The sequence below is a fragment of the Ornithinibacillus massiliensis genome (assembly GCF_018310345.1).
In the GTDB taxonomy this organism is placed as follows: Bacteria; Bacillota; Bacilli; order Bacillales; family Amphibacillaceae; genus Ornithinibacillus; species Ornithinibacillus massiliensis.
The window spans coordinates 798,566-810,954 of the sequence record NZ_JAGXBY010000001.1 but is presented as its reverse complement, the minus strand read 5'-3'; the positions used below and the strand labels follow the sequence as shown (position 1 = coordinate 810,954).

At 29.8% G+C, this 12,389-nt stretch carries 8 protein-coding genes; all 8 read right to left on the bottom strand.

What is annotated here, in order from left to right; all coding sequences use genetic code 11:
• Positions 1-522 precede the first annotated feature (522 nt).
• The 8 genes from KGF86_RS03825 to KGF86_RS03790 all read right to left on the bottom strand — a co-directional run bounded on the left by KGF86_RS03825 (position 523) and on the right by KGF86_RS03790 (position 12,193).
• Positions 523-1,974 (bottom strand): hypothetical protein, encoded by a 1,452-nt coding sequence (locus KGF86_RS03825; protein WP_246521275.1) that lies wholly within the window; start codon positions 1,972-1,974, stop codon positions 523-525.
• Between the two features lie 196 nt (positions 1,975-2,170).
• Positions 2,171-2,995 carry a glycosyl transferase family 2 gene (locus tag KGF86_RS03820; RefSeq protein WP_186868410.1) on the bottom strand — a complete coding sequence of 275 codons (825 nt, stop codon included), beginning with the start codon at positions 2,993-2,995 and terminating at the stop codon, positions 2,171-2,173.
• A 473-nt stretch (positions 2,996-3,468) separates the two neighbouring features.
• Positions 3,469-4,272, bottom strand: coding sequence for an ABC transporter permease (locus KGF86_RS03815; protein ID WP_186868409.1), 804 nt, complete (start codon positions 4,270-4,272; stop codon positions 3,469-3,471).
• A complete protein-coding gene (locus KGF86_RS03810; RefSeq protein ID WP_186868408.1) occupies positions 4,269-5,546 on the bottom strand; it encodes a nucleotide sugar dehydrogenase in 1,278 nt (425 codons plus the stop codon). Before KGF86_RS03810 ends, KGF86_RS03815 begins: the two co-directional genes overlap by 4 nt.
• A gap of 24 nt (positions 5,547-5,570) precedes the next feature.
• Positions 5,571-8,282, bottom strand: a complete 2,712-nt coding sequence (locus KGF86_RS03805) for a glycosyltransferase (RefSeq protein WP_186868407.1) — start codon at positions 8,280-8,282, stop codon at positions 5,571-5,573.
• 4 nt (positions 8,283-8,286) lie between these two features.
• A complete protein-coding gene (locus KGF86_RS03800) occupies positions 8,287-9,669 on the bottom strand; it encodes a methyltransferase domain-containing protein (RefSeq protein ID WP_211741160.1) in 1,383 nt (460 codons plus the stop codon).
• A gap of 16 nt (positions 9,670-9,685) precedes the next feature.
• Positions 9,686-10,975 carry a glycosyltransferase gene (locus KGF86_RS03795; RefSeq protein WP_186868405.1) on the bottom strand — a complete coding sequence of 430 codons (1,290 nt, stop codon included), beginning with the start codon at positions 10,973-10,975 and terminating at the stop codon, positions 9,686-9,688.
• Positions 10,976-11,008: 33 nt separating this feature from the next.
• Positions 11,009-12,193 carry a glycosyltransferase family 4 protein gene (locus KGF86_RS03790; protein WP_211741159.1) on the bottom strand — a complete coding sequence of 395 codons (1,185 nt, stop codon included), beginning with the start codon at positions 12,191-12,193 and terminating at the stop codon, positions 11,009-11,011.
• Positions 12,194-12,389 lie beyond the last annotated feature (196 nt).

The following is a 12,389-nucleotide window of genomic DNA, read 5'->3' as shown; positions in this document are numbered from 1 at the left end:
TAATTCATTCATTTGAATGTAGTAGAACGTCCTTAATTAATCCTCTCTCTCCTAAAATATTAAATCTAAATATATTCTGAAAAAGACGGAAAATATTTAGCTAATTCACTATGTATTTCATAATCTCCTAAATTGAAATTAGGTTTTTCATAGTTTTTACCCACTTAATCATTTATTTATTAGATATTACAAAAACATAATTTCCACATTTCCAATCATGATTCAAATTACGCATCGACCAATACCTTTATACGTTTGATGTCTTTTGTCTCTAAAGTGAGAGGTTCTAATTATATCATGCATTCATTTCCTTCGAAATCAATAAAAAACTCTTGAGTGGATATATATATTAAACAACAATTTACTAACTGCTCATTTATTATTAGCGCACAATTAAAAAAAATTAACTAGTAAATTAGTAACTTTTATTCTTCTTCCCTCAAATTGAGCAGTTGGATAAAAGTAAATTCCCTTATTACAACTAATTTTATACTTAATTTAGTATGATTGTTGTGAAGTTTCTTAAACCATAATTTCTTTATTTACTGGGAACTGAAGCGTTTCTGGCCACATTTCATTTATCATTCTAACAAATAATTCTCCTGATCCTCTAATTTCAAAAGGCGCTGAGAGCATCATTTTAAGTAAAACTCTATTATTGTAAGGAACGAAGGTTTCATAGGCAACATCACTCTCATTTACTATCCAACTATGCCACATTGGCATTCTGTGCTCCCAGTAAAATAAATCCTGATATTCAAAGTTAAAAAAATTATCTTTTCTAAACTTGGCAGTATTAATAAAGTCTTGAAAGCTAGAAATCACATGAGGATCTTGTCCAATTGTAGATCTAGTATATAATCTTGCTAATTTTTTAGGGTTTAAAGTTTCAGTTCTGTTTTTGTAAAACACCCTAGCTATCTCAGCAATATTAGATCTTACATGCACCCTGTTTTCCGGGAATTTATCAGCGTACATTTTATAGAGTAGCATCGACCCTCTATTAAATCCTAAGTTTTTCTCCCATACTACTTTAAAGTCTGAAATTTCATCTCTATTATTGTTAGACGGGTATTCATAAATTGTATATGGTACATTTTTTAGTTTTGCTAATTCGGAACCGATTCTTATGTCTTCTTTATACGCACTTGTGGAATTAATATTCATATGAGTAAAGTAGTTAATATCGCCATCAATACTGTTATAGGTAGAATAAGTTAATCTACTATCGAGTCCCGCTGTTAAAGAAATGCTGATTTTATGATTTTCACACAGCAAACTCGCTTGTTTTCTCATAATGGAAGTAAGGTCACTTACGAGTTCTTCTGTGTCTACGTTTTCAGGTAATGGATCTCTAGGAAAAATTCTTATTACAGAACGTTTCTCAATATGATACTTGGTATTTGGACTTAGAGGCTTAATTTCATCATATGGAGACATTAGACCAGGTAAGTATTTTCGACCTATAAAATCTTTACTGGTTAATATATCAGATGCAATTTTAGATTTTTTATACCCAAATAAATCTGCAATTATACTTGAATGAGAAGATATTGTAGTTCCAATACCTTTAGTATTGTAATACACTGTACGCGTTCCGCACGCATCATTATAAACTTCTGTTTTATATGGGGTTTGGGTAATAATTACAAACCTTCCTGAAAGTTCATCTAAGTAATCCAAGAATTCCTCTTCGCCCTTTTTCATTTTAGATAATAGTTTTTTGGCTATTAAGTGTATGTCATTTACCTCATCAAACGGATTAAGTACTAAACCAAGTAAGGCAACCTTATATCTGTTGTTCTCTACAACTGACATAGGTAAACAACCATCATAATACAATCTGAATTTCCCTATATTATATAATTTCCACTTACCAACAGTATTTTGTGTTAATTCATCTTTAAATTCTAAATGTAAAGAGTCCGTTAACAAAAATCCTCTTTTAAACAGCAAATGTGAGTATGAATTCAATACAAATCCTCCCTTAGACTATTCACTATTAATTATATTCACATATATTAACAAGTAAGTAAATACTTATATTTCTAGCAGATTTCAAGCTATTAGATAAATTGAGGCCTAATAATGTGATTACTCAACTCCCATAAACAGAACCACACACATAATAAAAAGCACCCGTTAGGATGCTTTTAAGTAATTGACCAATTCATCGTCCAGCTATGATATTTTCTATATATTTAATAGTTTCTTTCTTTGATACAGGTTTATGACCCTTTTCTTCATCTGAATATAATTCAATTTTAACGTTTTTAGTGAAAATTTCTGATGATAAAGTATTTATTTCGGAAATAAAAGGAATCAGATGCTTTTCAACATCTCGTGTTGCTGCTACATTCTGTAAATAATTGATGGGCGGAACATAATTAATCGATTTATAAAACTCAATTACATTCATTCGTTCTGGAAACCGACTTACAACATCTTCTAACTCCATAGAAGGATAACTAGCCTCAATCATTTCTCTAACAGGAACAGGCCAAAAGTTTGCAACAACTGTTTGCGGGTTATTGACAATAGCTGTCGATCCCTTTAAGAAACCAGATAATACGAGGGACATAAATCCACCAGCGGAACTTCCGTAAAAGTATGTGTTTTCATTCTTATAATTTAATTTTCCCAAAAGGATTTCCAAAATTTCCGATACCTCTTTTAAATAATGCCGGTCCTCTGTCCCATTACCCCAACCAATTGTAATTTTCCCTAAATAAAGCGTAGGATCATTATAGATAATAACTGTATGTGAAAAGTCTTCTATCCATGCATGGCGTTGGAAAACAGGCGGGTTAAATTTATTTGGATCATAAGAACCTGACCCCATAATAAGTATATTACTCGCCTCTTCTATATTCTTAATTAAGAATTCAAATTTTACCTTATTGTTATTAATTGATAAAATAAATGGATCTGAAGAAGATGGTATTTTATAATCTTTTAAATCATTTATGTCTATTAATGTTTCCTCGAAATTCATAATTTATTAGATCCCCTAACTGATGCTTTTTTATTTTCAATATAACATAAGTATCTAGTTGATGGTTAAAAATTCTTTATAGTTACGTTACGATACTAATAACCTTCCCCAACTGGATATTATATTAATGCTTAACTTTCTAACCTGTTTTATCTAACTAACTTAACCAATATAAATTAACTTTCATTGTCAGAATCAACTTTTTATTAACATAAATAATATTCTCATTATTAATGCAACCCCTTATCTCTTCAGAGGGTTTCTACTCCTACCTGTATTTGTACACGATATATTAAACTTAACGGATTCCCTTACTTCCTCAAATTAATAGATTAATGCGTACAATATTATTAACTGAAAATCTCTTAAAATTAAGTTAATAATATTCGAATGAATTTATTAAAATCTAAAATTTTCCATTAATTAAGCAGAGCTCATCTATTTTATAAAACAAGCTCTGCTTAATTAATTGCTTATAAGTAATCAACAAATTTATTTTTAAACCTTTCATGTAATATAGATCCAATAAATAATATCAATAAAGTCAATGACCAAAAGTAAAACATATATCTCCGCTCATTAAAAAACCAATTTCCTTCTAATATAGAATTTCGAAAGCCATTTATTATATAAGCAAATGGATTTAATTTTAAAATTGTCTGGTATTGTTCTGGAAACCTATCAATACTCCATAAAATTGGTGTTAAAAAGAATAACAAGCGCATTATAGATTGTATTAACAACTGAAAATCTCTTATAAGTGCAGAGATAGTTGATGATAACAAAGTCAATGCAAATAAAAACACATATAAACAAAGCATATAATACGGAAGTTGAACAATATGCAAACTCAAACTAATATTATAGTACCAAGCAACTATTCCAAAAATAGCAAGCATAACAATAAGGTTTAGGCTATTACTTATAATAGTAATTGTAGGTAAAATACTAACTGGAAATTTCATCTTCGAAACTAAGTTAACCTTACTATAAATACTGTTTGCACCTTGAACAACTGAAGGGCTTATAAAAAACCACGGTATTAACCCTGTAAGCAGCCAGATAATATAAGGTATATCTCCAACAGATTCCCCTTGACGCAATCCAATCCCGAAAATAAACCAATAAACACACACTTGAATGAAAGGATTAAGGAATTGCCAAATAATTCCTAAATAATGCATTTGATACTTGCTTTTTATCTCATAAAAGGCCAAGCGAAAGATTAATGGAAAATGAATCACCTGCTCCTTTAAGATTGAAAAAACTGATATCATACAAGAATTGTCTCTTCTTTAACAAACTTATGGAGATTTCCAAAATTCATATATTGAATATTATCTGCAGGGTTTAAAATTATGTTCTTAGTATCTAGGATTCTAGCATTTTTCATAATATCAAACTTACTCCAATCCATTTCTTTAAACTCATTATGGTCTGTTAATACAAGTACTAAATCTGAATCTCTTATTGCATCTTCCATATTTTCTTCAACAAAATCTTTGTGTACATGTGGATCAAATGCTCTTACTTCATAATTACCTTCTGCCTTTAATAATTCATAAATTTCCATAGCGGGGCTCTCTCGAATATCATCTACATTTCCTTTATAAGCTAGTCCAAATATAGAAACTATCTGTCCCTCTACTTGTTCCATAAGCTTATTTACATTTTCAGTAACATAGTTAGGCATAGATGTATTTATTTCTCTTGATAGATTAATAAGTTTAGCTGTATCTGGAGCTTTAGCAATGATAAAATACGGGTCTACTGCTAAACAATGTCCACCTACACCTGGACCAGGTGTATGTAGATTTACTCTTGGATGTTTGTTTGCCATTTCAATTACGTCTAACGCATTAATATCTAGTTCATTACATACTTTAGTTAGCTCATTTGCTAGAGCTATATTAACATCTCTAAAGGTATTTTCCATTAATTTAGACATTTCTGCGGTTTTCGCATTTGTTTTAATAATTTCTCCTTGAACAAAAGTACTATAAACCATTGCCCCCACTTCGGTACATTCAGGTGTTATTCCCCCTACGATTCGGTTGTTGTGAATTAATTCATACATAATTTGTCCAGGTAGTACTCGCTCAGGACAATGTACTAGATATACATCTTTACCAATAATAAACCCTGCTTCTTCTAAAATAGGCTTTACTATATCCTCTGTTGTTCTTGGAGCAATTGTAGACTCTATTATTACCACATTGCCTTTCTCTAAGTAGGAAATAATAGAATTAACTGCACTTACTACATATGTTGGGTCCATTGATTTATATTCATCATCGTTATTTGGTGTTGGCACCGAAATGATAAATGCATCAGCTTTCTCAGGTGTAGGCGAAGCTTTAAAAGTCCCCATTTCAATTACTTCTTCTAACGCTTCTTGAAGTCCTGGTTCTTCAATATGAATCTTACCTAAATTCAATGATTCTATTACTTCTGGTACTACGTCTACGCCTACTACCTCAACATTATGCTTCGCAAACATAATTGAAGTTGGTAACCCAATATACCCCAACCCCACTGTTGTTAATTTCATAATACTCTCCCCATTTCTTATTTATTATTTAAATCTATTAATTAATTTGTCAAAGTCTCTTTGCATATATAACTTTTCAAAATCAGTTAAGTCTTCATCATACCTGTTTAAATATTCCCTATATAGTTCATAAATCTCATATAGTTTATCAATTGATTGACTTACATCTTCTTTCTTAATTTTTCTTAAACGTTTTAGATACCAATTTTTAAAATACAAAAAGAATTTTTCTTCAATATAAGCACCTAGAAGATCATGTTGTTCAAGAAAATGTTTTCTCTCTTTCTCAAGAATTAAATATCTGTCAAAAAAGCTCTTAGAGATAACATTCGTCACAGAACCAGAAACAGCAGCATAATAGATATGAATATCTAAATTAATTGCTTTTACTTTCTTAGCATTCATTAACAATTCCTGAAAAAATAAAGTATCCTGTCCAATTGCCCCTTCAACCATTTTTAAAGAATTATTGATTACTAGTTCTTTTTTCAGTACCAATGCTTGAATACTCATTGCTTTAAATGATGTATTTATTAGATATTGTTTTATATCCTTTTTATGAATAACTTCACTTCCATTAAATTGTATCATTGTTTTATAGTAATCAAAGTTTTGTACCCTATCCGAAATTTTAAGCATATTACCTACTACAAAATCGTAATCACCTTTTTCAATTTCCTTTAATAACTTGCTGTACCCATCATTTATTGCTTCATTATCAGGATCCAAGTATGTTACATATTGGGATGTAGAAAGTTCCATGCCTTTATTTCTTGGTCTTGATGCACTTCCACTTCCTCCATCATTGTAGAAGTAAGTTTTCATGTTGGAATATTTACTAGATATACTATTAATAATTGATATTGTATTTTTATCACTTGAACCATCATCTACCACAATTAATTCCATTTCTTCGAAAATACTACTTCGTTTAAGACTATTAAAACATTTATTTAGTAAATGCTCACCATTATTATACGTTGGGATAATAACCGATAACTTATACTTTCTATCAACTACTTCAACTCTAGTTGGGCAATTATTAAACTCAAAATGATCGATACTATATCCGTTCTCCCTATACAACGGCTTGTCCATTTCTAACAATTCATTAATGGAGAAAGCATTACTCCAAAAGACTGTTCTATGCTTATCATCAATTCTGTCGACATAATCATGTTCAATTCCTTTTACTAGCTTATCACCATCATAATAGGAATTCTTCGTGATATAGTCCGAATTTGTAAATTTAAAACCATTAATCATGTCCTCTAAATAAAACTCGCCATAGGCTTTATTTTCATCAAAGAAAGTAATCATATCAAACTTAGCCTTGATTTCTTCATTAAAATTTGACATCAGAATTAGCTCTTTATTCTGATAGCTTTGTTTACTAAAACTATTAACTACTCGCTCAGTTCTTTTATTAATAAGAACCGCAATGGATCTATCATTGTTATTAAAAGGAGTATTAGTAGTCACTAACAACTGTTTAATTCTCTCGTAGGTTGTTTCTCTTGTCATAACTCTTCGTACACCATAGATTTGGTGTTTATAAATATCTTCTTCTGAAAATCCGTTCAGAATATCCTTAACTTCACCTTGATTATTTATTAAGAAAACATTAGGAAATTTGTTATTTACACCTACACTATAGTTTGATAGTAAGATATTACCTAATGCTTGAAGTTCGTAAATTCTGTTTGCAAACATAGTGTTACTATACTTAACAGAATTCAAATTAATCGCCCAATCAAAAAGCTTATGGAGTTTTTGCAATGTATTATGATCCACAGCCGGTGAAACATATTTCACATATTCCTTAGGAAAGAAGTGTCTCTCCAATTTTAATTCGAAATTACGGTCTATAATCTTCAAATCCTTACCACTATCAATGACACCATCAAAAATCCTTTTTGTATCTTCTATTCTATGGGGATATTTATCATACCAAGAGCCTGAGAATAGTACTTCTTTACGTTTTTTAAACTTTTTTATTCCTACAGGATTATGGTAGGTTGGATTAATTCCGAAGTTAAGGACAGAAACATTACTGTTATTACAATCCCTTTTATAATTTTCAACAACCTCTTCAGCAGTTGTAAAAATATATTCACATTTTTGAGCTAATTCTATAAAAATATCATAATTTACAGGATCTTCTTTTGAATAGAAAACTGTCTTTATCCCATTACTCTTATAATGCTCAAGAATTTCAAACATATCTTTCCTGTGCCTTCTAATATTTGGATTCCCAAGCCCTTTCCATTCCATATTTAAACCTTTCCAAGTTGTTACTAGTAAAAATATATCTAATTTTTCTGTATATTCCTTGTAATTATCTCTAGTAATATAATAGAAGTTTGCTACTCCGTCAAAAGAGTTATAAAGAAATTCATCTGCTATGATACCGATATTTACATTTATTTTCTTGTAATATCTACTACCATTACTTTCAGGCAGTTTGTCTAATAGCGGTTTTACACTAGAAATAAAGCTTATATCCGCAGCCTTATCTCTATAAGCTAAATATTCTAGTTTCTTTTGAATTTCTTCTTCACTCAACTGATTTTTTTTACCATTTTTTTTAACTGTTTCATTGACAACTCTACTATCACCATTTAGTTCATGTTGTTTTTTAGTAAGAAAAAGTGTATCTTCATTTATTTGTTTTATTAATTTTTCCTTCAATTTACTTATTGTATTTAATCTTTGTTGAATCGACTTTTGGTCCACTTACTTACCTCCTAATTCTTTTTTTGCGCCATTTCCAATATCCAATTGTAAGATTACCAAGTTTTGAATTTTTCAATGCATCATACCGTTTCAACAAAGTTGAGTAGCTATTCAACAATCTTTCTTCTTTAGAATAGGCTTCTAGTAATAATTTATCAGAGTTGATTTTCATACGTTTTTCATTTAAGTAGTTTTGCTCAGAATTATTTAATGATTCTTCCAACCTTTTATTTATTTTAGTTAACTTAGAATGATTCTTTAATAACTTTTCCTCTTTTTCATATGCTTCCAATAATAATTTTTTAGTCTCAGTATTTTCATTCTTTAACCTTAATACCTGTTGCTCATAATCTTTCTTCTGTATCTCTAATTTATTTTGTGTAGCTTTTCTATCTTCTTCTAATCTCGATATTTCTTTTTTATGAGATTCTAACTCCATTGATAAAGATTCAATTATTTCTTTATTTTCATTTTTACTCTCATCTACTTTAGTATTTTGAATTTCTAAGCTCTCTTTAAGTCTATTAAGCTCTTCATTTAGAAGGATATTTTCATTTTTTACTTTAGTTGTTTCTTTAATTTCAGTTTCGAGTTCTGAAATTTTAATATTTAATTTATTGATTTCAATTAGTTGTTTTTCTTCCCTTTTTCCGCTATCTAGTATTTTCTTTTCTAATTGTTTATTCAACAGTCTTACATCTTTTAATTTATCCAAGCTTTCTCTTTTTACATTTAATTCTTCGATATAATTTCTTTCTATCTCATAAAAAGTCAGTTCTAATCTTTTTAGTAATTCTAGATCAATTTTCAAATTTTCTTTTGAACCCTTAGTTAGTACTATACCAATCCATTTACCAAAGAATTCAATTTGTTTAATACTAAATAAATCCATTTGTAATTCTAACAATTCATATAGATAATAAGTTTTTTTATGATCAAAGTAATCATTTATACCAAAAGGTACTGTTATTATCATCTGTCCATTTTCAGCTAAAATATCGTATGCCTTCCTTACAAATCGTTTTGGGTCGGTCAAATGTTCTAATACCTCTCCAAATATCACACTATCAAATTTTTTTTGCTTAAAATCATAATCAATAAAGTTACCATTAATAAATTCTACATGTTGTTTTGTTACTTCTGCTTCACCAGTTAGCATTTCTTTAGCATAGTCTATTGAGTCTTTTAGAAGGTCTATCCCTATAACTTTCTTTCCTTCTCTCCCGAGTAATATAGAAGTAATACCTTGCGAGCATCCAACATCAAGTATTTGTTCCCCTAATGCATTTTCACAAATCCAATGAATTCTTTTTCTAGTTTTTTTCCCAAAGCTTGTTCCCATTTGATCAAAGTAAGCTTCAGCTATACGGTCTATGGGTATTTTCATAATTAAACCACCTTTTTCAAGTAACTAATACTCTATAAATGGATAAAAAATTAACTTTTTCATTTTCCCAATTATATATAAACTTTGCTTTAAAGCAATTATCAACCATATTTTTCCTGGTTTCTATATCTGTTAAAAGGAAATTAACCCCTTCAGCAATCGACTCATAATCATGAGAATCAACACACACTCCAACCTGTTCTCCTTCAACTACTCGTTTTATTTCTGGAAAACTACATGCTACTATCGGTACACCGCTCATAATATATTCAAAAAGTTTATTTGAAGAGGCTGAGTAATGGTTAAAGTTAGTATTATTTAATACTTGAAAACCTAAGTAAGCATTCTTTGTATAACTGGGGAGTTCCTCCACCGGTACTTTTGGTAAGAATTTTACTCTATTGTGGAGATTCATTTCATCAACCATTTTTAATAAATCTGTTTTAATTCTTCCATCGCCAATAAAAACTAGTGTCCCTTCATTAAATAAAGGTACAGCTTGAATTAATTTTTCTAAACCTCTTCCAGCTTGTATACCTCCTTGATAGAGTAAAATTTTCTCTTCCTTAGGTAGATCAAGTATGTCATGTAAAGGAGCCTTTTTCACCCTATTATCATCTTGTTTAAATGGGTAGTTATGTACAACATTGGGGTAAAAATCATATAATTCTTCGTTATATTTCGCCCTTGTATGATTTTCAACTATCATAGTGTCTATCTTTTTGATAAAGAATTTCTCTGATTTTCCATAAAAACTTTTATCATAGCCAGTCCGACTAGTTTGGACTTCATGTGAATCATAGACAAGCTTTTTCTTTTTTATGCGGAGTTTCGAACAGATATAACCTTGTGGTAGGGTGTTTAAATCGTTAGAATGATAGATATCATATTTTTGTTGGAGACCTCTGACTATCATCCGGAGAAATATGTTGCCTCTAATCCAGACTACTTTAAGTTTTGACTTCAATAAAATTATTGCTAAAAATGTTATTATTGCAGAAATATACGGAATAAAGTATATAGCAGTTAACCACAACATTAGTCCCAATAAACCTATTAGTTTGTTTTTAATCATTCTTTTAGCCATACCTTGCATCAAATCTAGTAAAAACGGATACCTTCTAACTCTAAATACACGAAATCCATCATTACGAACTTCAAATTTAGGTAAGGATTTATCACTTGGATCATGAATACATATGAGATCGACTTTATAACCATTTTCAGAGAGAGCAGTACACTCTCTTAATACACGTGCATCGTTTGTAAAATGGTTCCATACAAACATACATACATTTTTCTTCATTAGTTTTCCATCCTATTCTAATGTTTCCATTACTTAGCTTTCGAGAATATCGATTAAAGGATCTATATTAGTTTCCCATAAGAAATCCTTATGAACATAACGGTTACCATTTTCGCTCATTTCTTGGCGTAATAAGGGATTCCCTCTTATGGTATCAATATAATAGATTAAATCTTTTACATCATTGCTTTCTGAAACAAAACCAACCTGCTCAGCCAGGATGACTTCTTTAGCAATTCCGGATACAGATCCTACAATAGGAATACCACAAGTCATATAATCAATAATCTTTCCTGGTAGTACTGTTTTAAATACATCCTTATCTTCTAGAGATACAATTCCAACTTGGTGTTCCGAGGTTATTTTTAAACTCTCCTCTCTTGTGGTCGGCGTAAGAAATGTGACATTTGTTAGATTATGCTCTTGGCAGTATTCTATCAAGCTATCTTTTCTTAGACCATATCCTATTATAGTTAGTCCAATTCTTCTTTGATAAAGCTCTTTTGCTAGCTGTTTTAGTATTGAGTCATCTTGAGCTAAGCCAATATTCCCAGCATATATTACTTGAAATGTACTATTATTTTTACTACCAATTTCTTCTTTAGTGGCACCATTTGGTATGTACGTTATTTTCTCCACACCCGCTTTTAGCTTTGAACTAATATATGGTATAAAGCCTTTGCTATTTACGATAATTTCATTGGCTCTTGAATACATAACTCTTTCTATTACTCTGAATAATCTAATTATAATAGGATTATTAAATACGCCAACACCTTTTAGTGATTCGGGCCATAAATCACGAATGTCTAGTATTAGTTTGGCATTATAGTATTTTTTAGCAAATAAACCAACTATGCCTATAAATATCGGTGGAGAAGTTACTATTATCTTACTGAACTCACCTTTATTTTTTATAATATAACCCAACATTCTAATAGCTACTTCTAAATAGTATATTAGGCGATTTATTAGACTTCTAGAATATTTAGTATTAGTCACTTTGATTCGAAAAATATTTTGATCGTCATTTAATCCATCATTATCCCAAAATTTATTATCCTCGTAGATTTTTCTATTTGGATAAGTTGGCTCAGTTGTAAGTACTTTTACGTCAAATCCCCGTTGTTTTAATAGTAAATATATATTTTTCATTCGATTTCCTGCACTACCTATTTCAGGATAAAAATTCTGTGAGATGATTAATACTTTTTTCATGAGAGCCTTCTTTCTATCTATCGTGGGATACTGATACATTCCTTTGTTATTTCATTTACATGTAAATTTTAAAAAAGATATAATTAATTACATTCACATTTTTAATCAAAGCTAATAATTGGTTAATTCTTCTCTTTATTTATTGAGAATTAACGAAAATTTCCTGAGTATTATTGAAAGAGCCAAATTACTCTTA

What these genes read in the sequence shown, in the direction of transcription:
- KGF86_RS03820 (WP_186868410.1), bottom strand. Translation starts at nt 2,995, where the DNA reads ATGAATTTCGAGGAAACATTAATAGACATAAATGATTTAAAAGATTAT.
- KGF86_RS03815 (WP_186868409.1), bottom strand. Translation starts at nt 4,272, where the DNA reads ATGATATCAGTTTTTTCAATCTTAAAGGAGCAGGTGATTCATTTTCCA.
- KGF86_RS03810 (WP_186868408.1), bottom strand. Translation starts at nt 5,546, where the DNA reads ATGAAATTAACAACAGTGGGGTTGGGGTATATTGGGTTACCAACTTCA.
- KGF86_RS03800 (WP_211741160.1), bottom strand. Translation starts at nt 9,669, where the DNA reads ATGAAAATACCCATAGACCGTATAGCTGAAGCTTACTTTGATCAAATG.
- KGF86_RS03795 (WP_186868405.1), bottom strand. Translation starts at nt 10,975, where the DNA reads ATGAAGAAAAATGTATGTATGTTTGTATGGAACCATTTTACAAACGAT.
- KGF86_RS03790 (WP_211741159.1), bottom strand. Translation starts at nt 12,193, where the DNA reads ATGAAAAAAGTATTAATCATCTCACAGAATTTTTATCCTGAAATAGGT.